This window comes from Nonomuraea sp. NPDC049714, assembly GCF_044465295.1.
GTDB lineage: Bacteria > Actinomycetota > Actinomycetes > Streptosporangiales > Streptosporangiaceae > Nonomuraea.
Genome location: NZ_JBITLM010000021.1, coordinates 21,923 through 44,002, shown reverse-complemented (window position 1 = coordinate 44,002; position 22,080 = coordinate 21,923). Strand labels below are relative to the sequence as shown.

26 protein-coding genes and 4 tRNA genes are annotated in these 22,080 nt (G+C 67.4%); 11 read left to right on the top strand and 19 right to left on the bottom strand.

The genetic code is table 11. The features are described 5' to 3' along the window. Positions 1 to 29: 29 nt before the first annotated feature. Positions 30 to 800: a GntR family transcriptional regulator gene (locus ACIBQX_RS47835; protein ID WP_397016986.1), complete on the bottom strand. Its 771-nt coding sequence runs from the start codon at positions 798 to 800 to the stop codon at positions 30 to 32. A gap of 108 nt (positions 801 to 908) precedes the next feature. Here ACIBQX_RS47835 and ACIBQX_RS47830 point away from each other — a divergent pair, with 108 nt between their 5' ends. From ACIBQX_RS47830 to ACIBQX_RS47820, 3 genes are read left to right on the top strand one after another with little or no spacing between them, the layout of a single operon-like run. Further along, positions 909 to 2,063: an SIS domain-containing protein gene (locus ACIBQX_RS47830; RefSeq protein WP_397016984.1), complete on the top strand. Its 1,155-nt coding sequence runs from the start codon at positions 909 to 911 to the stop codon at positions 2,061 to 2,063. A 26-nt stretch (positions 2,064 to 2,089) separates the two neighbouring features. Next, on the top strand, positions 2,090 to 3,094 hold the full coding sequence (locus ACIBQX_RS47825; protein WP_397016982.1) for an N-acetylglucosamine kinase: 1,005 nt from the start codon (positions 2,090 to 2,092) through the stop codon (positions 3,092 to 3,094). Continuing rightward, a complete protein-coding gene (locus tag ACIBQX_RS47820) occupies positions 3,091 to 4,026 on the top strand; it encodes a DMT family transporter (protein ID WP_397016980.1) in 936 nt (311 codons plus the stop codon). Before ACIBQX_RS47825 ends, ACIBQX_RS47820 begins: the two co-directional genes overlap by 4 nt. Positions 4,027 to 4,043: 17 nt before the next feature. On the opposite strand, the gene ACIBQX_RS47815 is transcribed toward ACIBQX_RS47820, so the two are convergent. Continuing rightward, positions 4,044 to 4,373 (bottom strand): MiAMP1 family antimicrobial peptide, encoded by a 330-nt coding sequence (locus ACIBQX_RS47815; RefSeq protein WP_397016978.1) that lies wholly within the window; start codon positions 4,371 to 4,373, stop codon positions 4,044 to 4,046. Between the two features lie 175 nt (positions 4,374 to 4,548). Here ACIBQX_RS47815 and ACIBQX_RS47810 point away from each other — a divergent pair, with 175 nt between their 5' ends. Further along, entirely contained in the window at positions 4,549 to 5,526 is a 978-nt protein-coding gene (locus ACIBQX_RS47810; RefSeq protein ID WP_397016976.1) for an endonuclease/exonuclease/phosphatase family protein, read from the top strand. Positions 5,527 to 5,537: 11 nt separating this feature from the next. Here ACIBQX_RS47810 and ACIBQX_RS47805 read toward each other — a convergent pair whose 3' ends face one another. Both ACIBQX_RS47805 and ACIBQX_RS47800 read right to left on the bottom strand, forming a co-directional pair. Then, on the bottom strand, positions 5,538 to 6,683 hold the full coding sequence (locus ACIBQX_RS47805) for a DUF1648 domain-containing protein (protein WP_397016974.1): 1,146 nt from the start codon (positions 6,681 to 6,683) through the stop codon (positions 5,538 to 5,540). Then, positions 6,680 to 7,069, bottom strand: coding sequence for a GntR family transcriptional regulator (locus ACIBQX_RS47800; protein WP_397016972.1), 390 nt, complete (start codon positions 7,067 to 7,069; stop codon positions 6,680 to 6,682). Before ACIBQX_RS47800 ends, ACIBQX_RS47805 begins: the two co-directional genes overlap by 4 nt. 67 nt (positions 7,070 to 7,136) lie before the next feature. Between ACIBQX_RS47800 and ACIBQX_RS47795 the strand changes: the two genes are divergently transcribed. Further along, positions 7,137 to 8,270, top strand: a complete 1,134-nt coding sequence (locus ACIBQX_RS47795) for an acyltransferase (protein WP_397016970.1) — start codon at positions 7,137 to 7,139, stop codon at positions 8,268 to 8,270. Positions 8,271 to 8,363: 93 nt separating this feature from the next. Here the strand turns inward: ACIBQX_RS47795 and ACIBQX_RS47790 are convergent, their stop codons facing one another. From ACIBQX_RS47790 to ACIBQX_RS47740, 11 genes are all read right to left on the bottom strand, one after another. Next, positions 8,364 to 8,705, bottom strand: a complete 342-nt coding sequence (locus tag ACIBQX_RS47790) for a hypothetical protein (RefSeq protein ID WP_397016968.1) — start codon at positions 8,703 to 8,705, stop codon at positions 8,364 to 8,366. A 142-nt stretch (positions 8,706 to 8,847) separates the two neighbouring features. Further along, positions 8,848 to 9,255, bottom strand: coding sequence for a PIN domain-containing protein (locus tag ACIBQX_RS47785; protein WP_397016966.1), 408 nt, complete (start codon positions 9,253 to 9,255; stop codon positions 8,848 to 8,850). Then, a complete protein-coding gene (locus ACIBQX_RS47780) occupies positions 9,240 to 9,500 on the bottom strand; it encodes a type II toxin-antitoxin system Phd/YefM family antitoxin (protein WP_397016964.1) in 261 nt (86 codons plus the stop codon). Before ACIBQX_RS47780 ends, ACIBQX_RS47785 begins: the two co-directional genes overlap by 16 nt. Positions 9,501 to 9,746: 246 nt before the next feature. Next, entirely contained in the window at positions 9,747 to 9,980 is a 234-nt protein-coding gene (locus ACIBQX_RS47775) for a hypothetical protein (protein ID WP_397016962.1), read from the bottom strand. 197 nt (positions 9,981 to 10,177) lie between these two features. Continuing rightward, positions 10,178 to 10,672 carry a hypothetical protein gene (locus ACIBQX_RS47770; RefSeq protein ID WP_397016960.1) on the bottom strand — a complete coding sequence of 165 codons (495 nt, stop codon included), beginning with the start codon at positions 10,670 to 10,672 and terminating at the stop codon, positions 10,178 to 10,180. A 333-nt stretch (positions 10,673 to 11,005) separates the two neighbouring features. Next, positions 11,006 to 12,628: a hypothetical protein gene (locus ACIBQX_RS47765; RefSeq protein ID WP_397016958.1), complete on the bottom strand. Its 1,623-nt coding sequence runs from the start codon at positions 12,626 to 12,628 to the stop codon at positions 11,006 to 11,008. 318 nt (positions 12,629 to 12,946) lie between these two features. After that, positions 12,947 to 13,279 (bottom strand): ankyrin repeat domain-containing protein, encoded by a 333-nt coding sequence (locus ACIBQX_RS47760; RefSeq protein ID WP_397016956.1) that lies wholly within the window; start codon positions 13,277 to 13,279, stop codon positions 12,947 to 12,949. A gap of 89 nt (positions 13,280 to 13,368) precedes the next feature. Further along, positions 13,369 to 13,442, bottom strand: a tRNA-Phe gene (locus ACIBQX_RS47755). A gap of 5 nt (positions 13,443 to 13,447) precedes the next feature. After that, positions 13,448 to 13,522: transfer RNA gene (locus tag ACIBQX_RS47750), tRNA-Asp, on the bottom strand. 88 nt (positions 13,523 to 13,610) lie between these two features. After that, positions 13,611 to 13,683, bottom strand: a tRNA-Glu gene (locus ACIBQX_RS47745). Positions 13,684 to 13,756: 73 nt separating this feature from the next. After that, complete coding sequence (locus ACIBQX_RS47740) at positions 13,757 to 15,226, bottom strand: metallophosphoesterase (RefSeq protein ID WP_397016954.1); 1,470 nt, start codon at positions 15,224 to 15,226, stop codon at positions 13,757 to 13,759. 51 nt (positions 15,227 to 15,277) lie between these two features. Here ACIBQX_RS47740 and ACIBQX_RS47735 point away from each other — a divergent pair, with 51 nt between their 5' ends. Both ACIBQX_RS47735 and ACIBQX_RS47730 read left to right on the top strand, forming a co-directional pair. Beyond that, positions 15,278 to 15,628, top strand: a complete 351-nt coding sequence (locus ACIBQX_RS47735; RefSeq protein WP_397016952.1) for a metallopeptidase family protein — start codon at positions 15,278 to 15,280, stop codon at positions 15,626 to 15,628. A gap of 109 nt (positions 15,629 to 15,737) precedes the next feature. Further along, entirely contained in the window at positions 15,738 to 17,021 is a 1,284-nt protein-coding gene (locus ACIBQX_RS47730; protein ID WP_397016950.1) for an MFS transporter, read from the top strand. Here the strand turns inward: ACIBQX_RS47730 and ACIBQX_RS47725 are convergent, their stop codons facing one another. Next, entirely contained in the window at positions 17,022 to 17,318 is a 297-nt protein-coding gene (locus ACIBQX_RS47725) for a PspC domain-containing protein (RefSeq protein ID WP_397016948.1), read from the bottom strand. A 90-nt stretch (positions 17,319 to 17,408) separates the two neighbouring features. Between ACIBQX_RS47725 and ACIBQX_RS47720 the strand changes: the two genes are divergently transcribed. From ACIBQX_RS47720 to ACIBQX_RS47710, 3 genes are all read left to right on the top strand, one after another. Then, positions 17,409 to 18,563, top strand: coding sequence for an acyl-CoA dehydrogenase family protein (locus ACIBQX_RS47720; RefSeq protein ID WP_397016946.1), 1,155 nt, complete (start codon positions 17,409 to 17,411; stop codon positions 18,561 to 18,563). Positions 18,564 to 18,625: 62 nt separating this feature from the next. Next, a tRNA-Lys gene (locus tag ACIBQX_RS47715) sits at positions 18,626 to 18,701 on the top strand. A 362-nt stretch (positions 18,702 to 19,063) separates the two neighbouring features. Continuing rightward, positions 19,064 to 19,408 (top strand): SH3 domain-containing protein, encoded by a 345-nt coding sequence (locus ACIBQX_RS47710; protein WP_397016944.1) that lies wholly within the window; start codon positions 19,064 to 19,066, stop codon positions 19,406 to 19,408. Between the two features lie 50 nt (positions 19,409 to 19,458). Here ACIBQX_RS47710 and ACIBQX_RS47705 read toward each other — a convergent pair whose 3' ends face one another. From ACIBQX_RS47705 to ACIBQX_RS47695, 3 genes are all read right to left on the bottom strand, one after another. After that, complete coding sequence (locus ACIBQX_RS47705) at positions 19,459 to 19,659, bottom strand: hypothetical protein (protein ID WP_397016942.1); 201 nt, start codon at positions 19,657 to 19,659, stop codon at positions 19,459 to 19,461. A gap of 475 nt (positions 19,660 to 20,134) precedes the next feature. Then, positions 20,135 to 20,809, bottom strand: coding sequence for an IS5 family transposase (locus ACIBQX_RS47700; protein ID WP_397016940.1), 675 nt, complete (start codon positions 20,807 to 20,809; stop codon positions 20,135 to 20,137). 674 nt (positions 20,810 to 21,483) lie between these two features. Continuing rightward, positions 21,484 to 21,675, bottom strand: coding sequence for a DUF4158 domain-containing protein (locus ACIBQX_RS47695; protein ID WP_397016938.1), 192 nt, complete (start codon positions 21,673 to 21,675; stop codon positions 21,484 to 21,486). A gap of 128 nt (positions 21,676 to 21,803) precedes the next feature. On the opposite strand from ACIBQX_RS47695, the gene ACIBQX_RS47690 reads away from it, so the two are divergent. Continuing rightward, positions 21,804 to 21,944: a hypothetical protein gene (locus tag ACIBQX_RS47690; protein ID WP_397016936.1), complete on the top strand. Its 141-nt coding sequence runs from the start codon at positions 21,804 to 21,806 to the stop codon at positions 21,942 to 21,944. The last annotated feature ends 136 nt before the right edge of the window (positions 21,945 to 22,080 follow it).

Below are 22,080 nucleotides of genomic sequence, written 5' to 3'. Positions count from 1 at the left end.
CAGAGCGTCCCACCCAGACGTCCGCGTTCTCAGTCGGTGATGGAAGCCCGGAAGCGGTAGCGGTCGCCCCGGTAGACCTGCATCGTCAGTTCGAGCGGCCGCCCGTCCTGGTTGAAGGTGAGCTGCTCGGCGACCAGCACCGGAGTCCCGTCGTCGATCTCCAGCAGCTCCCGCTCGTGCGCCTCGGGCTGCCGCGCCCCCACCGAGTAGTCCGCGATCCGGGGGACCTGCGCCGGGTCGGCGCTGCGCAGGGTCGCGTAGAGCGACGCGGCGGCGAAGTCGGTGTCGGCCAGCGCGGGGCAGAGCGCCAGCGGGACCCGGTTGTGCTCCAGTACGACGACGAGGCCGTCGAGAAACCGCAGCCGCCGCATCTCGAACAGCGCGGCGCCGGGGCCGATGCGCAGCATCTCGGCCTCGTTCACGGTCGCCGGCCTGGTTCGCGACTCCAGCACTCGACTGCGGGTGGCCAGGCCGTGCTTCAGCGCGTAGTCGGCGAACCCCTCCACCGTGTGCCCGCCCGCCGACGTGACGGCCTGGTCGTTCCCGGTGACGAACCAGCCGCGCGCGGCGGCGGACTCCAGCAGGCCCCGGTTCGCCAGCTCGGCCAGGGCGGCGCGCAACGTGTCCCGCGACACCGCGTATCGCGTGGCCAGACTCCGCTCCGACGGCAGCCGGTCCCCCGCCTTGGCGCCGCGGGCCGTGATGTCGTCCCAGAGCCGGGCGGCGACCTGGACGTAGCGAGGCAGCGCGTCATCGCTCAGCAAGCCTTGGGGGAAGGAGGGAAGATCCGAGGGAGTCATACCAGAATCATACCAGTTCCCTACCGTTGACGGCCATATGCCAGGCCAGTAATATTCCAGTTCAGTGCACCCTCTCCGCTCCTGAGACCCCACCGCAAGGGAGATTTTGTGACCGGCCTTCTCGGCAGCCTGGCTCGCGACACCGGGGCTGATGACACCATCCGCGAGATCGGGCAGCAGCCCGGCATCTGGCGGGAGATCGACGGCATCGTCGCCGCCTCCCGGGCCGAGCTCGACGGCTTCCTCCAGCCGCTGATGGCTCGCGACCACCTGCGCGTGGTGCTCACCGGCGCCGGCACCTCCAGCTTCGCGGGACAGGTGCTGGCCACGACGCTGGCCAGGCGGCTCGGCCGGCGGGTCGACGCCGTGTCGACCACGGACATCGTCGCCGACCCGCGAGGCTGCTTCGCCGAGGATCTCCCGACCCTGCTCGTCTCCTTCGCCCGCTCCGGGGACAGCCCGGAGAGCGTCGCGGCCACCGAGCTCGCCGAGCAGTGCCTGTCGGACGTGCGCCACCTCGTGATCACCTGCAACGAGGAGGGGCGGCTGGCCCGTGAGCATTCCGGGCGAACCACCTCGTACGTGCTCCTGATGCCGCCCGCCTCCAACGACCGCGGCTTCGCGATGACCTCGAGTTTCACCGGGATGACGCTCGCCGCCCTGCTCGCCCTCGGCGGCGCCGCCTACGCCCAGGTCACGGAGCGACTGGCCCGCGCAGCCGAGCGGATCCTGCGGGACGGCGTCTTCGACGAGGGCATCGACGCGCTCCTGGCGCGCGCTCCCGAACGGATCGTCTACCTGGGCAGCGGGGCTCTCAGAGGGCTGGCCGCAGAGTCGGCCCTGAAGGTGCTCGAACTGACCGGTGGCCAGATCGTCGCGACCTCCGACTCCTCCCTGGGCTTCCGCCACGGCCCCAAGGCCGTGCTGAACGAGCGCGCCGTCGTGGTCGTGTACGTGTCGAACGACCCGTACACCCGCCAGTACGACCTGGACATCATCGCGGAACTACGCTCGACCATGGCGCCCGGCAGCGTGATCGCCGTCGAGGCCGGGGACGACAGCACGCCGGACGAGGGCAGCTGGCGGCTGACCGGCGCCGGGGACATCGAGGACGCGGCGCTGGCTCTGCCCGCCGTCATATGCGCCCAGCTCATCGGCCTCAAGGCCGCTGTGCTCCGGGGAATCCGGCCCGACAACCCGTTCCCTTCGGGCGAGGTCAACCGAGTGGTGCACGGTGTCACCCTGCACCCGTTGCAGCACTGACATCACAGCAGCACGGAGGTGGCACGATGTTTCTCGGCGTCGACGGCGGTGGTACCAAGACCGCCTTCTGCCTGGTCGACCGGGACGGAAGGACAGTGGGGCAGGCGCGGACCGCCGGCAGCTACTACTTCTCCGAAGCCTCGGACGGCATCGGCCTGGTCGAGCGCGCCCTCAGACAGGGCGTCGACGCGGTCTGCGCGGACGCGGGCATCGAGCCCTCGGACATCGCGTACGCCTTCTTCGGCCTGCCGGGCTACGGCGAGGCTCCCGGTGACATCCCCGTCCTGGACGCCGCGCCGCGAGCGGTGCTCGGCCACGACCGCTACGCGTGCGACAACGACATGGTGTGCGGGTGGGCCGGCTCGCTCGGCGCGGTGGACGGCATCAACGTCCTCAGCGGCACCGGCTCGATGACCTACGGCGAGCGATCCGGACGCGGAGCCCGCGTGGGCGGCTGGGGAGAGCTGTTCAGCGACGAGGGCTCCGCGTACTGGATCGCGGTCCGCGGCCTCAACGCCTTCTCCCGGATGAGCGACGGCCGGATGCCCGAAGGCCCGCTCGCCGAGGTCTTCCGGCGGCATCTCTCGCTCACGTCGGACCTCAACGTGATCGACATCGTGTTCAACCAGTGGCACGGCGGCCGCGGCGAGATCGCGGCGCTCAGCCGGCGGGTCGTCGAGGCGGCCGACCTGGGCGACGAGTGCGCCGCCGCCATCCTGGCCGAGGCCGGACGCGAGCTCGCGCTGCTGGTGGACGCCACGCGTGAACGGCTCGGCTTCGAGCCCGGCGAGCCCGTCCCGGTCTCGTACTCCGGCGGCACGTTCACGGCCGGCGCGGTGCTCGACGCCTTCACGCGGGAGATGAAGAACCTCTACACCGGTTACGACCTGCGCCGCCCCCTGTACGAGCCGGTCATCGGAGCCGCGCTCTATGCGGCGAAACTCGCCGGCACCCCCCTGGACCGGGCCGCGCTCGATCGCCTGCGCTCCATCCCGGTGCCCACGACCACTGGAGAAGGAGAAGGCGAATGAACGCTGTCAGAAAGAGCTGGATGGTCTACGCGACCCTGTTGGTCGTCTTCTGGGGCGTGTGGGGCGCCTTCTCCAGCCTGCCGACCAGCCTGTACGGCTACCCCAACGAGATGGTGTACATCATCTGGGCGTTCACCATGCTGATCCCCGCGTACTTCGCGCTGCGCGGCAACCGGTTCGACCGGCGGCCCGTCGCCGCCCTCTACGGGCTGCTCGCCGGGCTCACCGGCGCGGGCGGGCAGCTGCTCCTGTTCCAGGCGCTGTCCAACGGCCCCGCATACCTGATCTTCCCGCTCGTGTCGCTGTCGCCCGTGATCACCGTGCTCATGGCCGTGGCGATACTTCGTGAGCGGATCCAACGGCTCGCCGTCATCGGGGTGATCGCCGCGCTGGCCGCGATCGTCCTGCTCAGCATTCCCGGAGGCGGCGGCGACTCGAACGAGACCGGGCCCTGGCTGCTGCTGGCCATCGTGATCTGCGTGGCCTGGGGCGCGCAGGCGTTCTTCATGCGCAAGGCCGCTCTCCTCGGCGTCAACGACGGCACCACCTTCGGCTGGATGACGATCAGCGGCCTGCTGCTGGTCCCCGTGGCGTTCGCGATGATGGGCGGCCTGCCCACCGGCGCCCCCTGGCAGGCGCCCGCGCTGACCGCGGTGACCCAGGTCCTCAACGCCGCCGGAGCCCTGTTCCTGGTGATGGCCCTCAGCCGGGGCAAGGCCGCGGTCGTGGCCCCCATCACCAACGCGCTCGCCCCCGTCCTGACCATCGTGCTGTCCCTGGCGGTCTACCAGACGCTCCCCTCGATCTTCGGAGCCATCGGCATCGTGCTCGCCCTGGCGGGCTCGACCCTGATGGTCTACAGCGACGAGAAGCGCGGCGACGACGCGACGGCGAGCGCCGTATCACCCCCGCCGGAAGCCACCACTCCCTGACCGGCGTCCCATGCGTGTCAGCACACCTTGAAGATGCTCTTCCAGCCGATGCCCGTCTCCTGCCTCGCGTTGCGGTTGGAGGCCAGCTGGAAGTGCACCGGGCCCCTGGCGTTGATGTCGTTGTGCATCCGGCCGTCCTGGCCGCCGCCGAACCACTTGTACGACCCGCGGTAGCGGATGTTGGTCGTGCCACACCTGGTGATGACCTGTGTCCGGCCGGTGAAGCCCGGCCCTTCGAAGGCCACGTACGTCGAGCTGTACCCCGCGGACGTGGAGGCGTAGGCGGCCCCGCTCATGGCCGTGACCAGGGCAGTGGCGACAGCGGAGACCAGGATGATTCTCTTCACGGCGATCCTCCGGATCACTTCGTAGATTTCTGTACGAAGAGAACATATGGATCACCACTTGATCGCCTCTTACATCCCACCAACACCGCTCTTCCCACGGGGTGTCAGGAGGGGACCTCCGTGACGGCGCTCATGGGAGTTTAAGAATGGGCGCCTAGAGTTCGTGATCGTGCTCATGGAAGAGGTTGTGCGGGAGCCGATGCGGGTCCGGCCGCGGCGGGCTCGGGCGGCGCGGCTGGCCGTCGTGGTGGCGGTGGTGTTCGCGGCCGGGACCGCGATGCGGCTGGGCGGGCTGGAGGCCGGGGTCCTCCTGGTGCCGCTGGTGTCGTTCACGCCGTACTTCGGAGTGGCGGCGCTGGTGGCGCTGGCGTGCGCGTTCTGGGCCAGGAGCCGGGCGGCCGTGGCGGTCCTCCTGGTGGTGTGCGTCTGCCTGGCCTGGCTCGTGCTGCCGCGCGCCGTGGCCGGCGAGCCGCCGGCCGAGGGCCGGCCGCTGCGGCTGCTGACCGCCAATCTCAACGGCGGCCGGGGTGACGCCCAGGTCGTCGTCGATCTCGTACGGAAACTCGACGTGGACGTGTTCAGCGTGCAGGAGCTCACCTGGTCGGCGCGGGACCGGCTGGCCGCGGCCGGGCTGGAGGAACTGCTGCCGTACGAGATCACCCAGCCGATGCCGCGCGGCCCCGAGGGCAGCGGCGTCTACGCGCGCTACCCGCTGCGGGAGCGGTCGGGGCTGTTCCGGCCGGTGGGGCACCACATGCCGGTGGCGCAGGTGTCGCTGCCCGGCGGATCGGCCGTGGAGGTGGTGGTCGTGCACCCGGTGGCGCCGGTCCCGTCGACCGTGGACGAATGGGAGGCGGGCATCGCCACGCTGCCGCCCGCCCCGTCGGACGGGCCGCCACGCATTCTGGCCGGCGACTTCAACGCGACACTCGACCACGTCGTGTTCCGGCGACTGCTCGGCACCGGCTACACCGACGCGGCGGCGGCCACCGGGCACGGGCTGACGCCGACCTGGCCGATGCGCCTGCTCCCGCCGCTGGTGACCATCGACCACGTGCTGACCGACGAACGCGCCGGCGCGGTGGCGACGCAGGTGTACGACATCCCCGGCTCCGACCACCGTGCCCTCTTCGCCGACCTGCGCGTCCAGTGACCTTCAGGTCATCAGAAGAGACTGTGCCTCTGGGGCAGATCGACGACGCCCGCCAGCGCCAGCCCCGCCAACACGATCAGGGCGACGGCGAGGACGCCGAGCACCAGCCAGGCGATCGGATGGCCGAGGTTGAGGGTCCACGAGGAGGAGCCGAGACGGTCGTGCACGAGCAGGGCCGGATCGCGGCGGTTGACGTAGACGCTGCCGGCCAGGAACCAGTGGCGGTCGTCGTCGCGCTGGCCGAGCCCCGAGTCCTCCAACTCCTCACCCGGCAGGGCGGGCAGCCGGTGCCCGGCCTGACCCACCTTGATCTCCCACATCACCCAGCCGCCCAGCAGCACGATGAGCGGGGCATAGACGGCCACCTGCCAGCCGATCGCGGGAGTGACCATCTCCCACAGCTGCAGAGCCGCGAGAAGCAGGCTCAGGTTCAGGCAGGCCGCGGACAGTAGCGACAGCACCGCGACGCCGCGCAGGTAGACGCGGTAACGGCGGGCCGACCCCTTGGGCCTGGCGGCGTCGAGGTCGGGGCGGGCGCGCAGCACGACCAGGACCGTGGCGACGACGACCAGAGTGACGGCGGCCTGGTAGATCACCGGCTCGAAGGCGCTCAGCACGGTCGTCGGCGCACGCCGCGCGGCGTCCGTGCCGCCCGCGAAGAGCCGCGGCAGCGTGCCCGGCAGCGAGCCGTACCGCGCCCAGCCGATCCCCGCGGTGAGCAGGAGAACGGCCAGCGCGGGCAGGCCCCACGACCACGGCACGCGAACCGGGTCGGTGCGGAAGGTGGTGTCCACGGCGACTCCCTGACGCCGCTCGGCCGTCCATCCCCCGGTGAGCTTGGCGGCGCGGACCATGCGATGAGCGCGGTAGAACACCAGCAGGTCCACGACCATGACCACCGAAGCGATGACGCCGATCACGGCGGCGGATCCCGTCACCAGCAGCACCAGGATCGAGACCACCGCAGCGAGCGCGGCCGCCACCACGGTCAGGCGGGCGTAGAACCGGCGCGCGGCGATGACGGCCGGATCGCTCACCCGCTCGATGCCCACGCGCACGCCGAACGGCAGGGTGGGCCTGGCCAGCGCCGGAAGCGCCAGCATCAGGGACGTGACCAGCGCGATGAGGATCAGGCCGGCGCCCAGGAGCAGAATCACGAGCTCTCCTCGAAACCGATCAGCAGCGCCTCGCACCGGCGCAACGCATCCTGCCGGTCCATGCCCTGAACGGTGGCTTCCGCCAGCAGCACACGCATGCGTTCCTCCCAGTCGTCGACGAAGGTTTCCTCGGGCGGGCCGGTGGCGGCATCACGCCGGACGACCGCGCCGCTCTTGCGGTTGATTCGGATGACGCCCTGCTGTCGCAGCAGGTCGTAGGCCTTGTTCACGGTATGGAAGTTGATGCCGAAGTCCGCGGCGAGCTGCCGCGTGGAGGGTAGCGGGTCGCCTTCGCGCGCCTGCCGGCTGGCGATCGCCTCCACGATCCGGTCCCGGATCTGCTGGTAGATCGGGACCTCACTGTCGAGATCAAGGGTCAGCTGCACGCCATCACTCTACCTGATATACAACTAATAGAACAGATTGAACCCAACCTGAAGTAAGGGCGAACCGATGACACAGTCCGTCAGCCGGCCGGCCGCGCCGCCCAGCACCGCCCCTCGGCTCCTCTACGTCGACAACCTGCGAACCGCCCTGATGGCACTCGTGGTGATCCATCATTCCGCGATCGGCTACAGCAACGTCCCGCGCTGGTACTACACGGAACCGCCGGCCGACCCCACAGGAACGCTCCTGGACGTCATGATCCTGTTGAATCAGGCGTTCTTCATGGGCGCCTTCTTCCTCATCTCAGGACTCTTCGTACCTGGCTCCTACGACCGCAAGGGAACCGGGCACTTCATCAGGGAGCGACTGCTGCGCCTGGGAGTCCCGCTGCTGCTCTGGCTGCTGGCGGTCCGCCCTCTGGCGACCGTAGGCGAGTACGCCGCCGCCCAGCAGGTGCCCTACTGGCACTACTACCTGCAGTCGTTATCACCCGGGCCCATGTGGTTCGTCGAGGTGCTGCTGGTGTTCAGCGCGCTCTACGTACTCTGGCGGCGGCTGACCGTCAAGGACCCGCGCGCATCCGCACCGACTCCGGCCACGGGCCGCCCGCCCGGCGCCGTCGCGATCGCCGGCTTCACCATCGCCCTGGCCCTGGTGACCTACCTGTGGCGCATCGTGGTGCCGATGGGTGTGTCGATCCTGGGGTTGCCGTCACCCGCCTACCTGCCGCAGTACGCGGCGCTGTTCACCGTCGGGCTGATCGCGGCCCGGCGCGGCTGGCCGGCAGCCCTCTCCAGAACGGCCGGCCGGGCCGGGTTCGCCACCGCGGCCGTCGCGGCGGTCGCGCTCCTCGTCGTCGCGATCTCCGCCGAAGAGGCCTTCCTGGGCCACGGAACCCTGCCGTCCCTGCTGACGGCAATCTGCGAGTCGGCACTCGCCGTCGGCATCACCCTCGGGCTGCTGGTGCTGTTCCGGGAACGCCTCGGCCACCAGGGCCGCCTCCGCCGGTTCCTGTCGACACACGCCTTCACCGTCTACCTCACCCACCCGGTCGTCCTGGTCGCCCTGGGCCACGCCCTCCGCGACGTGCAGGCGCCCGCAGCCGCGAAGTTCGCCCTGCTCACCGCCCTCGCCCTGCCGCTGTGCTGGGCAACGGCGTACCTGGTACGAGCCCTGCCGGGCGCCCGGAAGGTGCTCTAGACCGTACGGGATCCGAAAGACAGCCGAGCTCGGCCTGGTCCGGACACACCCGCGTGCCTCTCGGTGGGAACCTGTGTGAAGGCGGATGCCGCCCTATCGCGGCTGGGCTTCCAACCGTTCACGCTCAGCGAGAAACTCATCGAGCAGCTCGAAGAGAACCCCGATCACCCGAGACTCGTCCTCTGGCGACAGTTCCCGCTCGTCCCAGCCGGCGGGCAGAGCGATATGACGCACCAACCAATGCCAGACAAGGTTGTCGCCCCAGCCCAGCCGAGCCGCCAGCCATTCTCGCCACCCTGGCAGACCTGGCCCGCCATGGCGCTTCGCATGCTCGTCGTAGCCGTCCAAGAAACCTTCAACACCGGCGAGCGTAGAGCCCCTCACGTACATCCCCAGCCGCTTGGCCACAAGAGCGAAGTACTCACGCTCACTCATCCCCGCCAGATTCACCCTCACCCACTCCTTTCAGGCGTGGCGGCCGCCCTACTGAACTACAGCGGCCTGGATATCAGGCCGCCAACTGTGCCTCGCGTATGGCCACGGTGATGGACGTTGCCGTCAGGGTAGCCGTCGGCATTCAGCGAGGAACAACCTGAGCGCGCACGCCAGGGAGATCGTCGAATGCGGCGGACGCATCCATCGTCAGCACCGTTCTCGCGGTGGCCGCGGCCGTAGCTGCGATCAGGAGATCGTACGCGCCTCGCGACTTGCCCTCTCGCCGGACATGCGCCATAAGACGGGCGTGAACTCTGGCGACGTCCGTCGTGTACTCCTCGACAGGGATCAACGCGAGAACTTCGTCCACAAAGGACTGCCGATCGGGCCGTCGTGCCGCATCGGCCAGTTCCACGCCGACGAGCAACTCAGCCACAGTGATCGCCGAGATCGCCACATCATCGGCGTCTCCTATCACCGCGTCCACGGATGCCTTGCCTCGCTCGGCGGCGATGAGCACACCGGTGTCAAGGATCAGGCGTCGGGCCACGTGCCCCTCATCTCGTTGTCGATCGTCTCGCGGGCCGCCGCTACGTCAGCTTCGAAATCGGCGTCCAACGTCCCCGCCCTGCTTGCCAGAAACGCCTTGACCATACGTCCCGGCGCTGTCGGCGCGGGACCGATCACAGCGATCCGCTTCCCACCGCGAGTCACCACGATCGTTTCCCCATGCTCGGCCTCATCGAGAACCGTCGCAAAGCTTCGAGACGCTTCAGTGGCAGTCATCACCTTCATAAAATCAGATTATCTGATCCATGAGGTAGCGCTGGCAGCAACTGTTCGATGCGACCGGCGACGACGGCCAGGACGAGGCATCTTCCCGTTGTCCCACCCTCCGGGGAGTTGGCCCTGGTCTGCTCGGCTTGCCTTGGGATGACGGCGACAGGAAGATCCGCCTCCCGGCCACCTACGAACCCCGCTCTTGCCCCTGCTGATGAGAAACCTGCGGGTATGGTCCGAGGCATGGCTCACCAGCCGTCACTACCAGGCCCGCTCCACGGCCAGCACACGTGCGGCCTCGGCCTCGGTCGCGTCGCGGACCGTCAGCAGTTCGCCGTCCTCGTCGAGCACGGTCACGATCGCGGAGACCAGCACCTCATCGCGAGAGCAGTCCTCACTCTCGATCCGCCGGCCGACGCCGAGGACACCGGGCTCGCCCTCCCCCACCGGCCGCCAGAGCCGGACCCGGCAGGTCGCGCCGGTGTCGACACTCAAGGGGCTCTGAGGATCTTCCGCGTGCCGCCTGAGGATCGTGAAAGTGGGTGCAGCGTCGGGATTGAGCTGCCTCGCGATCCGAGCATGGGTCCTCCTGAGGTCGGCGTCCTCCCCGTCTTCGTTGCCGGGAGCGCCGGCCGCGTCGGGCTCTGGCAGGTCGGGCTGACCCCGCAGGGCCGGCCAGTCTGTGGCGGGAACTACGCGGACGGCCGGGGCTCCGTCGTCGTCCTCTCCGGCCGGGCATGCAGGACGGGGTCGAAGGCGTCCCGGATCGGCCAGAACCGCAGCAGCACATGCTCGGTCCGCGGATCCTCATAGAACTCGTGGCCTCTGCCCCAGACCGATGGGACCCGGTAGGCGCGCAGACCGTACAGAAAGTACGACGGCCCCAGCAGCAACAGGCCAGGCCACGCCTCGCCTCGCACACCGACGATTCCCGAACCGGCGAGGTAGGCGATCTCCCAGGTCAGCACCCAAGGAGCGGCAGCCGCCGCAGGCTCGGCGTCCCAGACCTCCACACGTACATTAGCTCTACCGTGAGTGATGTCGCATTCGATGCCCAGGTGATTCGACACCCTCAGGTGCGGGTGAGAAATCGCGGAACCGTCCAGATCAGGCCCGAAGCCCCCCACATAGAACTGTCCGTACTCGACGTCGTCCTCATAGTTGATCCTCCGCAGCACCTCTGCCACCGGTCGTCCTCCCGCCGAGTGCACGCCCACAGGAGGACCGACGGTAAACCTCAGGACCGACAGATTTGAGAGACTCCCGGGACCGGAACATACCGTGATCTTCACGTCGATCTGCGAGAACACGTCAAGGTTCATCGTGCGTATACCCGTGAGCGGCGACACACGCCTGCTCAGGGCAGGCATCCCGCTGCATGGGCCGGAGTTCAGAGGCCCCCTCGCGGGCCTCTGAACTGCTGTGACAGTTAGTGGCAGGTGATGCAGGCGGAGCGATCACCCTGCTCAGCCACCTGGTGCCGTGGTCAGAAGGCTGCCATCGTTCGCCCTATTCGGCTATCAGCTGAGGGGGCCTCGGACGGTGATGATATGGGAGGCCTCGGTCGGTTCGAACGTGGGGCTGTTGGTGATGCGTACGGTGTAGGCGTGGGTGCCGCCGTCGGCAGGGGTGTCGGTGAGGGTGAAGGAACCGTCAGCGGCGGGTGAGATGGACGGAAGATCGGTGGTGACTGTGCCGTCCCGGCTGGTGACCGTATGGGTGACTGAAATGGTGGTGCCGGGCGGGATGGGCTTGCCTGCGGCGTTCAGCGTGCCGGTGAACTGCAACTTTTTGCCAGTCACGCCGGTGGCAGGGCCAGTGAGGGTCAGCGAGGCAGAGTGCTTGGCGACCTGGACGGTGGTGGTGACCGTACTCCAACGGAAGGCGGAGTTGCCGTCCCAGAGCACGTCGTAGGAGACGCTCCCGCCCACGAGGGGTGTGTCGGTGAAGGCGAAGGTGCCGTCGTCAGCGGTGGTCACCTCGGCGAGCGACGTAGTGGTGCCGTCCGGGTGGCGACGGGTGATCTCGAGGGGCCGAGCGCCGGGTGCGATGTCCTCAGACAGGGTGAGGCGGCCGGTGATAGTGAGAGGTTCGAGCGCGGTGCCGGTGGCGGGGGCGGTCACGGTGAGCGTTGAGGCGGGCAGGAGCGCGCCTTGGATCCGCCAGAGGTAGCCCCGCTTGAGCACGGCGAACAGGTCGGAACCGGAGAAGGCGAGCCCCTGCGGGATGATCGCGTCGACGAGATTGTCATAGGTCCCGCCCCTGGCCTCGGTCTCCTTGTTGAACAGCGTGATGTCGGGTCCCGTCTGCGGCCAGCGAAGGGAGGAGTCCATTGAGGCGGCTACCTGGGTACCGTCGGGGCTGACGGCCAGGGCGGCGGGAATGCCTTCGACGGTGGGGCCGGTTCCGTACGTTTTGGTCTTGACCAGGGTGGTGGTGTCCCAGGCGTTGAAGATCCACGGGGCCTCGTAGGCCGTGATCGCCGAGGAGCCGTCCGGGGTGAGGGCCAGGTCACGCAGGTAGGAGCCGTTGGCGTCGATGGTCCCGCGCAGGGTAGGCGTGCCGCTCACGTCATAGACCAGTAAGTCGGCGGGGCTGATCTGAGTACTGCCCGCGACCAACGTGCCGTCCGCGACGGCCACCAGGGGCGCGCCGCTGATGTTCGTGGCAACCCTGACCAGCTGCGGGCTGGCCGCCGTCAGGTCAAGGCTGATGACGCCGCCGCCCCAGGAGGTATGGCAGCCGTGTCCCACGTACAGCTGGTCGCCGGACAGGGCCAGGTGTTCCGGGCAGGTGTAGGAGACCAGGTCGATGCGGCGCGTGACGGTAAGGGCCGCGGGGTCGATCTCGGCGATCTGGTTCGAGTCGGTCAGGGCGGCGTACAGGCGGGAGCCGTCGGGCGTCAAGGCTAGGCCGACCGCGCCCGAGAGGCCAGTGACGGTGCCAATGACCGTACCGGTGGCGTCGGTGGCGACGATGCGATTGTCGGCGGCTACGAAGACCTTGCCGCCGCCCGTGACGATGTCACCGCCGCGGCCGAGGGAGCCGAGGGAGGCGGTGGTGTCGGCGGCCGTCGCCGGGGCGGCCGGGACAAGGGCGAGCGCAGCGGCGAGGGCCAGCGTAACGATTGGCAGGGGGCGCACATGCACTCCGCGTGTGAGAGGTGAAAGAAAACCGCCCCCGATCAAGCCAGAGGACGGCGCTTTCGGTCAAGGCCTACGAACCGTAGTTTTCAAACGTTCGTTCGGAAGCATATGGAGCCCCGTTGACATGGGAAAACGGTGGGCCAGCCAGAGCGTTTTAGTGCGCCCGAAATATCTTGCTCTGAGTAATCACTCCAGGTGGCCTGCGTGACAATTGATGCCAAGCCGTAATGCTGGTTGGGCTGACCGGCTGCCTCTGGAGGAGATCGTCCGGCGCCCGGGCGTCGATGCCACAGTGACCGATGTTGCTGTCAGCGGCTACTCGGGGTGATCCCGCAGCCAGGCTTCGATCAGCCGGGTCGCCAACCAGTGACGGTTGACGAAGGCGAAGTGCTCCGCCGAGACTCCTGCGCCGCCGTCCGATCGCCGTCGCGGATCTGCTCCATTGGCGAGAAGGAGCGCCGTCATATCGACATGGAGTCGATCACCAGTTTGTGCATGACCATCCAATTCCGCCTCGATCGCGTGGTGAAGAAGCGTGAGCCCGTCGTGCTCCTCATGAACGCTCGCGCCTTCGTCCAAGAGCGCCTGGAGCTTCTCGGCATCCTCCATCTCGACGGCGAAATGTGCGGGACTCATGCCGTAGTCCAACCTATGCTCCATCGCGACGTTGCTGTCACAGACACGAAAACGCCCCGGAGCGATAATCGCTACGGGGCATCTTGGCTGGTCATCTACTGTGGTCAGGGGCGGGGTCGAACCGCCGACCTTCCGCTTTTCAGGCGGACGCTCGTACCAACTGAGCTACCTGACCTAGAGCGGTCCTGACGGGACTTGAACCCGCGACCTCCACCTTGACAGGGTGGCGAGCACTCCAAACTGCTCTACAGGACCTTGCTTCGTTCTGTTTGCGCTCGCTTAGCCTACCAGCTCTTCGGTGGTCTTGGACCAGCCGTTTCGCGGGTGCGCTAGGCGCTCGCAGTGCCCCCAACGGGATTCGAACCCGTGCCGCCGCCTTGAAAGGGCGGTGTCCTAGGCCGCTAGACGATGGGGGCTTAGGAATTCCCGTCGCCTTCCGTCGGGAGACCTCTGAAGCATAGGGGATGATCGGCCCTGATGCCAAAGTGGTTAACCGGCGGGTGGCGATGGGGTGCCGCTGATCGTCCCCGATGGGGTCGGGGCGCTCAGTTGCTCTGGAGAAATCATACGACTCGGCTCGGGTTCCACGTGACGCTGGATGTAGACCGATTGTTCGCCGAGTCCTCCCAGGGTGATGTCGTCCCAGGCTTGCAGGCGTTTGGTCTCCCTGTCGAAGTACAAGACCGAGGCCTGGACGGGGGTGGGTTCCTCGTGTTCGAGGGCGCGCAGGCCGGCGCCACCCGTCGAGCCCTGGACGAGGATGCGGGTGCCCGTGGGGAGCATGGTGGTGGAGCGGGCGTGGGCGTGGCCTGCGAGGACCATGGGGGTGGAGCCGGAGAAGCCGCGGCCGACGATGCCGTCGTGCACGGCGACCAGGTCGGCGTCCTTGACCTTCGGGCGGTACGTACGTCCGAATTGTTCGAGGCTGGCCGGATCTGGGTTGCTCGCGGTGGTCTTGTCCGGGGTGAAGCGGGGGTCACCGAGGCCGTAGATCTTCAGGCCCTCGACGGTCTTCTGCTGGTCGTCCAGGACGACGGCGTTCTTCTGCTTGGCGACGGCCTTCTCCGTGGTCTTGGAGTCGTGGTTGCCGCGGACGAAGACGTACGGGACGCCGAGGGTGCCGATCTCCTCGACGAACTTGTTCTCAGGCTTGGTGCCATGGTCGGAGATGTCGCCCGTGTCCACGATCAGGTCGACGCTGAACTGATCCTTGAGGGAGCGGATCACGTTCCAGGCGATCGGGTTGATGTGGATGTCGGAGACATGCAGGACACGGATCGACCGGGGATCGGCGTCGTACACCGGGAGTGTCGAGACCGTGTCGTACAGCTTGGAGACGTTCGTCACGAGTTTGGTGAGCTGTGACCGGTACGACTCGAACTTGGTGACGATCGACTCGGCGCTGCCCACCAGGGAGGGCGCGGCGGCCACCAGGCCCGAGTAGCGCGGCTCGATGAGCGAGTCGGGGCGGAAGGACTTGGCCGCGAACACCCCGGTGCCGGCGAGCGCGACAGAGGCCGCCAGCAGGCCCAGCAGCGCCACCTTGGGCCGCCTGAAGACCATCAGGACCGCGATCAGCGCCCCCGCGCCCGCGCACAGCAGCGAGCGGATGGCCAGCAGTCGCACGCCGTCGATCAGGTCGCTCTCGATGAGCTCCGGCAGCCGCTCGGTCAGGCGCGGGTCCTCCAGGAACGCCCTGGCGCGCTCCTGGTCGATGTTCTCCAGGGTGATGCGCAGACGGAGGGGGGCGTCGTGGGTGTCGAAGGTGAGCGTGCCGAGCGGGCTCGCGTCCACGACCGTCTCGCCCGCCAGGGCCGGGCGCAGGGACATGCCGGTCTCGACCGGCCCGACCTCCGCTTGTACGGTGCCGCTGAGGAAAATGCCGAGCCACGCGCCGATCGCGGCGACGACGAGCACCGCCGCGGCCTTGGACGCGGGCGACCGGATGACAGCCTTCAACCTGTTCAGGAAGTTCATACGGTTTCTTGCTTACCCGACCGGCGAGGCAGAATGGCAACTGTGATCGACGTTTCGCGGGAGAGGTTCGAGGAGTTGGTGTCCGAAGCGCTGGACACGATCCCTGCGGAGTTGGCTCGTGTGATGAGCAACATCGTCGTCACGGTCGTCGACGATCCCCCTGAACCCAACTTGCTGGGCCTGTACACGGGCATTCCCCTCACCGAGCGCGGCGACTGGTACTCCGGAGTATTGCCCGACCGCATCGAGATCTACCGCAATCCGATCTGTCGGATGTGCAGCACGGAAGAGCATGTGGTGGACGAGGTGCGGATCACGGTGGTTCACGAGGTAGGTCACCACTTCGGCATCGACGACGCCAGGCTGCATGAGCTGGGCTGGTAACCCTTTGCATTCGGAACGCGTCTTTGAGTTGCGCCTTGCCGAGTGATCGGGCACCTTAGGTGATATACCGAACACTCTGAGTCAGGCACAGCGGAGTCCAATGGGGGCCATGCGGACGCGACGGCTGTCGGGGCGGCATCGCCGTGCCAGGGAGCGCCAAGTAACCTACGGCGAGGTCATCGCCGTCAAGGAGTTCAGGGCGCTCTGGTACGGCCAGGGCCTGTCTCTCCTCGGTGACCAGCTCGCCCAGGTCGCGCTGGCCGTGCTCGTCTACGAGCGCACGCGTTCCCCGCTCGCCACGGCCGCCGTCTACGCGCTGACCTACCTGCCGTCGATCGCGGGCGGCCCGCTGCTGGCGGGACTGGCCGACAGGTTCGCGCGCCGGGGCGTGATGGTGGCGTGCGACCTGATCCGCGCGGCGCTGGTCGGCATCATGGCGCTGCCGTTCATCCCGTTCCCGGTGCTGTGCGGGCTGGTCTTCCTCGTGGTGCTGCTCAGCGCCCCGTTCTCGGCCGCACGGGCGGCGCTGCTGCCGGAAGTGCTCGAAGGTGACCGCTACGTCGTCGGCTCGGCGTTGCAGAACATGACGAACCAGGCCGTACAGATGATGGGGTTCGCCGCAGGCGGCGCCGTGATCGCCACCATGGGCCCCTACCGCGCGCTGGCGCTCGACGCGGCCACGTTCGTGGGGTCGGCGCTGATCCTCCTCGCGGGCGTACGCCGGCGCCCCGCGGCCGGTCAGGACGGCGACAAGCCGTCCATGTGGACGATGACCACGGCCGGGGCCCGTCTGGTCTTCGGCGACAAGAAGCTGCGCACGCTCGTGCTCTTCGCCTGGCTGTGCGGCTTCTACATCCTGCCGGAGGGCATCGCGGTCCCGTACGCCGTCGAGCTCTACACCGGGGTGCTGCCGATCCCGGTGATCACCGGGCTGCTGATGGCGGCGATGCCGACGGGGACGGTGCTGGGGGCGTTCCTGTTCAGCAGGTTCGTCTCGCCGCCGGGGAGGCTGCGGCTGATGGGCTGGATGGCCATGCTGAGCTGCGCTCCACTGATCGTGACGGCGATGCGGCCGCCGCTGGAGGTGGTGCTGGCGGCCTGGGTCCTGTCGGGCGTCGGCGGCGCCTATCAGCTCGCCGCGAACGCGGCGTTCGTCCAGCGCGTCCCCAGCGAGCAGCGGGGCCAGGCCTTCGGCCTGGTGCAGTCAGGGCTGATGGCGGTGCAGGGCATCGGCATCCTGGCGGGCGGGTACGCCGCGGAACGGCTCGGTCCTGAGCCGGTGGTCGCGCTGGCCGGCGTAGCCGGCCTCACAGCCGCGGCCGTGCTGGCCCTGATGTGGACCGAGCCCCGCGGCGACACCCCTTCCCGGATGCGTCCCCGGGCCGCCGCCTGATCACTGCTGCGGCTTGTGCTCGTCACCGCCCCAGGGGCTGCTACTGCCGTGGCTCTTCTGCTGCTGCTTCTCGATCAGGTCCTGAACGATCGAGGTCTCCTTGCCCTCCTCGGGCATCAGCAGCCAGCCGATCGCGTACACGCCGATCCCGAGGCCGCCGAACAGCGTCATGACCGCCAGCCCGATGCGGATGAGGTTCGCGTCGATCCCGACGTACTCCCCCACCCCCGAGCACACGCCCGCGATGATCCTGCCCTTACGAGTCCGACGCAGCTGCTTACTGTTGAATTCGTTCATGCCTCAACACTGCCCTCCGCCCCGGCATTCGCACATCAGGATTACCCCTGGTAGAACCCTGGTAGCGCCCTAAGCGAGGAGAGGACCGTCATGGACGATCTGCTGCGCCTGGACGAGCGGCTCAACGGCGACCAGCGGCTGATCCGCGACACCGTCAGATCCTTCGTCGCCGATCGCGTCCTACCGCACGTCGGCGACTGGTTCGAGGAGGGCACCTTCCCCGCGCGCGAGCTCGCGCCGCAGCTCGGCGCGCTCGGCCTGCTCGGCATGCACCTCGAAGGCTTCGGCTGCGCCGGCACGGACGCGACCTCGTACGGCGTGGCCTGCCGCGAGCTGGAGGCCGGCGACTCGGGCCTGCGCTCGTTCGTGTCCGTACAGGGCTCGCTGGCGATGTTCCCCATCTGGCGTTATGGCTCCGACGAGCAGAAACAGCAGTGGCTCCCCCCGATGGCGGCCGGCGAGGCGATCGGCTGCTTCGGGCTGACCGAGCCCGACCACGGCTCCGACCCCGCCAACATGCGCACGTACGCCAAACGCGACGGCTCCGACTGGGTGCTGAACGGCTCCAAGATGTGGATCACGAACGGATCCATCGCCGACGTGGCCGTGGTGTGGGCCCAGACGGACGACGGCATCCGCGGCTTCGTGGTGCCCACGGACACCCCCGGCTTCTCCGCCCCTGAGATCCACAAGAAGATGTCCCTTAGGGCATCGGTCACCTCCTCCCTGTACTTCGACGACCTCCGCCTGCCCGAATCCGCCGCCCTCCCCGGCGTACGCGGGCTGAAGGGCCCGCTGTCGTGCCTGTCCGAGGCCCGGTTCGGCATCCTCTGGGGAGTGGTGGGCGCCGCCCGGGCCTGCCTGGAGGCAGCGGTGGAGTACGCCCAGACACGCGTGCAGTTCGGCAAGCCGATCGGCGCCTTCCAGCTCACCCAGGAGAAACTGGCCTGGATGTACGTGGGGACCGCCCAGGCGGGGCTCACCGCGCTGCACCTGGGGGCGCTGAAGGACGCCGGGGAGCTCGAACCCCGCCAGATCAGCTTCGGCAAGCTGGCCAACGTACGGGCGGCGCTCGACATCGCGCGACAAGCCCGGTCCATACTCGGAGGCAACGGGATCACGCTGGAGTATCCTGTGATCAGGCACATGAACAACCTGGAGTCTGTGCTGACGTACGAAGGCACACAGGAGATCCACACGCTGGTGCTGGGCGAGGCACTGACCGGACTGGCCGCATATCGGTGATGGGGCGGGTGGGAAGGGTGTCGCGGGCGGGGCGGTAATCTCTGTACGCTTGCTTGTTGCGAGGGGCGTTAGCTCAATTGGCAGAGCTGCGGACTTTTAATCCGTAGGTTCCGGGTTCGAGCCCCGGGCGCCCTACCATCTCTTACCCTATTTGACCTGCGAGTTCTCGATTCTCCGGGGCGTTTCGCCGAGAAGATGATCTCGCGTGGTCGCTCGCTGGTTGCTCTTGGGTACGGACTGGGCACGTACGCGACCGATCGAAGATCATTTAGGCGCCTGATGTCAAGGCAGGCTACTCGGACGGCGAAGAGAAGACCCCTGAGAGGCGGGTCGTCAAGGCGGCCACGCCCGAGTTGAGCGACCCGATCATCATGAATTGATCAAGCCGTCCGCGTTCGTGCACAAGTTCTTCACCAGCGTGACTCACCTATCGACGCACATCACTCCCGAAGAACACTCTTAGTGATAAGACGATTACTTTCCGAGAGAGAGGATCATCAGTGCGTCGTTTCCAGGTTGTCGTGCAGACCCCCGCCGTCCTAGCCGTCGCCCTTGCCTTGCCCGCATCCGCCCACAGCCGACAACACGAGCTTCCCGCAGCAGCGACCTGTGACATATCGATCGAAGTAACCGCCAAAAAGGCAGCAGTCCGCGACGAAGCCAGAGCCGACGCTCCCATCGTCACCGGCGTCAAGAAAGGTGACATCCTGCAGAGTTGCACCATCGCCGTCGGACGCGGGGAGCCTTACTTCAAGTGCGGCGCAGAGCATTACGACTGGTACCTCGTCAGCACCGGAACCCCGAAAAGCGGCTACCTACCGGTCACCTGCGCCCGCAAGCTGTGACCCCCGCGCGCCGATCCCCGCCTGACATGCGGAGACTCTGACCCCTGGCCTCACCAGTCGCCCTGGATGGCGCCCATGCGCTGCGCCACCAGGGTCTTGATCAAGGTGACCAGGCCGAGGGCGACTCCCGCGATGATCGCGGTGATGATCACCCACTCCACGGCCGAGGAGCCTCGGGCAGGTGCGACGCGCGCCCGGTCAAGACGCTCCCACAGCAGAGCCTGCACATAGATCACCCAGGCACAGCTCATCCGGAACCCCTACGCCAACAAGGTCGGCCCAACCCCTGCGTGCCGACCTGGCAAGGCCCGCCTGGACACCCACCCAAAACCCTCACGGCGCAGGCTGCAACGTAGAGCCAACCACTCCGGTAGTCACATTAAGGGATTGAACCATTACCAAGAGCTACGGTCGAGCGCTCTCCGTGGAATGACACGTGCTGAACGCCCGTCAAGTGTTGATCAAGCCACGTCCGTAAGGCCTCCGCCTACACGACTTCCCCTGGGCAGACCATCCACAGTGGCTCCGTTCCAATCTCCTACCCGGAACGGGAAACCAGCCCATGCTCAATCGGATCACCCTGGCCGGCACCGCCGCCCTCGGCCTACTCCTCATACCCTCGGCGCACGCGCAGACGGCCAACGGCTGGGAGGACCACCAACGATGGGGCTCCGTCACCGTCTCAGCCGACCGCCGCCACATCGAAGTCTGCGACCTGAGAAGCGATCACGTGGGAGTCAAGGTCGAGTACGCCACCTCCATGCTCTTCACCCACACCGCGACCGACTCCAACGGCGCCCAACCCGGATGCGAAACGGACCGCGTCTGGCTCGGCCGCATCGACGCCTTCAAAATGTGCCGCACCGGCTTCGCCAGCGGCGGCTGCAACCAGCCGATCTGGATCAAAAGACGCTGACCACAGCGGCCCTGCTCACCAACCAGGTGGGTCTTGGTGGTCAGCCCACCGCGTGAGCGGCCCAGCGCATGATCGTCCGGTTCGCTCTGCACTCCGCCGGGCGGTTCCTTCTGCAGGTGACCGTCCCGGCGCGCCCTGGCGGCATGCTGATGGGCCCGGCTGACAGTGGAGTCCACGCTCACCGTCCAGCCGATCTTTCCGGCGGCGTCCGCGTGCGCCTGCAACGCGGCCAAGATCTTGGCCCAGGTGCCATCACGCTGCCAGCGGCGGAACCGGCCGCACACCGTCGACCAGGGCGCGTACCCCTCAGGGACATCCCGCCACGGCGCGCCGGTCCGAATCCGCCACCGGATCCCGTCGATCAACTGCCGCCTGCTCCACTTCGGCGGATGACCGCAGCCCGAGACGGCGGGTAACAGCAGCTCCAGCGCTGCCCACTGCGCATCGGTCAGGTCATGTCGCCTCGTCACCGTTACGCTGGCCACGAGGTCTCCGGTACTTGGCTCTTCTTGGTCGTTGAACCAACTGCCGGAGACCTCGTCGTCTATCGAGGAACGCCACGCCGCGAGCCCTCAAAGACTCTTTGAACACGGCCTAGTGCGAGGCTTAGCAGGCCTTCATCCCTCTAACGGCCGCCCAGCCCGCGATGACTCGCGTCCTTGATGCGCTCTGTCCAGCACGGATCGTTAGACACGGCTCGTCAGTGGTTCCAGCCAAATCCAGCTTGCGCTTCACCGCGAAGGAGTGACAATTACGAATCGTGTAATACACGGTCTTCAGAGGGCCAAGAGGCACCTCACCCATCTGGTGGCTAAGGCCGCACGGTGCCGCTGCCATTGCCTGCGAAGTGCTCAAAACGACCATTCCGGATGCCAGTACTCCGACTGTGGCTGCAGAGATGGCCAGGCGCTTGAATAGCTTCTTCACATTCCTCCCTTCTTAACATGTGCTGATCCAGCATCTGTGGCGCTCGCCCATAGGAGACATGACAAATAACACCTCCATTGGCTTGCCCGTTTGCCCCACATTGCCGGGACAACTCAACACGGATCACTCCCCTTCCGCAACCGCTTCGCGGCACTTGAACACTTCTGACGCACATTCATCGCTCTACAGGCGCCTGTTATAGCGATCAATAAGGTGTTCATGTGGCGGGTACCTAATTGTGACGATTTGGCCTCCGGGGAGCGGTTAAGCGGAACATCAGCCAGAACGTGCCGAGCATCCGCACCGTGCCCCACTGCACGGCCCAGCCGAGCTTCGTGGCCGGACGCCGTTTGGACGCCAGCGCATCCAGTGCACTGCGGTCCAGCCGGAAGAACTGCTCTAGCTCCACGGCAACCGCAGCCATCTGCGCCGGCGTGGAATCAAGGCGGCATCCCGAATAAGGCCGACCAGGACGCCAGTCGGCGCGCCAAGGGATCCGAGGGCGGGCGATCTCCCACCTTCGACCCCATCCTCTACCGCTGGCCCCACGCCGTGGAATGCGGCATCAACCAGCTCAAACAAAACCGTGCCATGGCCACCCGCTACGACAAGATCGCCGTCCGTTTCGAGGGCACACTCACCATCGCCGCGATCAACAAGTGGCTCCGAGCCTTATTAAACACGGCCCAGTAGATGATCAGCCGATTGGAGTACGCATATCAGGCCCATAGCCCGCTGTCAACGGCCGATATTCTCCGCGCACATGAAGACCAGGGCACCCAGGACCACTCGACCAGGCCAAGGACCTTTGCTCTGGTTCGGTACCGAA

Excerpts from the sequence above, each read along its gene's own strand:
- ACIBQX_RS47835 (WP_397016986.1), bottom strand. The coding sequence starts at position 800 with ATGACTCCCTCGGATCTTCCCTCCTTCCCCCAAGGCTTGCTGAGCGAT.
- ACIBQX_RS47825 (WP_397016982.1), top strand. The coding sequence starts at position 2,090 with ATGTTTCTCGGCGTCGACGGCGGTGGTACCAAGACCGCCTTCTGCCTG.
- ACIBQX_RS47820 (WP_397016980.1), top strand. The coding sequence starts at position 3,091 with ATGAACGCTGTCAGAAAGAGCTGGATGGTCTACGCGACCCTGTTGGTC.
- ACIBQX_RS47810 (WP_397016976.1), top strand. The coding sequence starts at position 4,549 with ATGGAAGAGGTTGTGCGGGAGCCGATGCGGGTCCGGCCGCGGCGGGCT.
- ACIBQX_RS47795 (WP_397016970.1), top strand. The coding sequence starts at position 7,137 with ATGACACAGTCCGTCAGCCGGCCGGCCGCGCCGCCCAGCACCGCCCCT.
- ACIBQX_RS47790 (WP_397016968.1), bottom strand. The coding sequence starts at position 8,705 with ATGAGTGAGCGTGAGTACTTCGCTCTTGTGGCCAAGCGGCTGGGGATG.
- ACIBQX_RS47780 (WP_397016964.1), bottom strand. The coding sequence starts at position 9,500 with ATGAAGGTGATGACTGCCACTGAAGCGTCTCGAAGCTTTGCGACGGTT.
- ACIBQX_RS47735 (WP_397016952.1), top strand. The coding sequence starts at position 15,278 with ATGGCAACTGTGATCGACGTTTCGCGGGAGAGGTTCGAGGAGTTGGTG.
- ACIBQX_RS47730 (WP_397016950.1), top strand. The coding sequence starts at position 15,738 with ATGCGGACGCGACGGCTGTCGGGGCGGCATCGCCGTGCCAGGGAGCGC.
- ACIBQX_RS47725 (WP_397016948.1), bottom strand. The coding sequence starts at position 17,318 with ATGAACGAATTCAACAGTAAGCAGCTGCGTCGGACTCGTAAGGGCAGG.
- ACIBQX_RS47720 (WP_397016946.1), top strand. The coding sequence starts at position 17,409 with ATGGACGATCTGCTGCGCCTGGACGAGCGGCTCAACGGCGACCAGCGG.
- ACIBQX_RS47705 (WP_397016942.1), bottom strand. The coding sequence starts at position 19,659 with ATGAGCTGTGCCTGGGTGATCTATGTGCAGGCTCTGCTGTGGGAGCGT.
- ACIBQX_RS47695 (WP_397016938.1), bottom strand. The coding sequence starts at position 21,675 with ATGGCTGCGGTTGCCGTGGAGCTAGAGCAGTTCTTCCGGCTGGACCGC.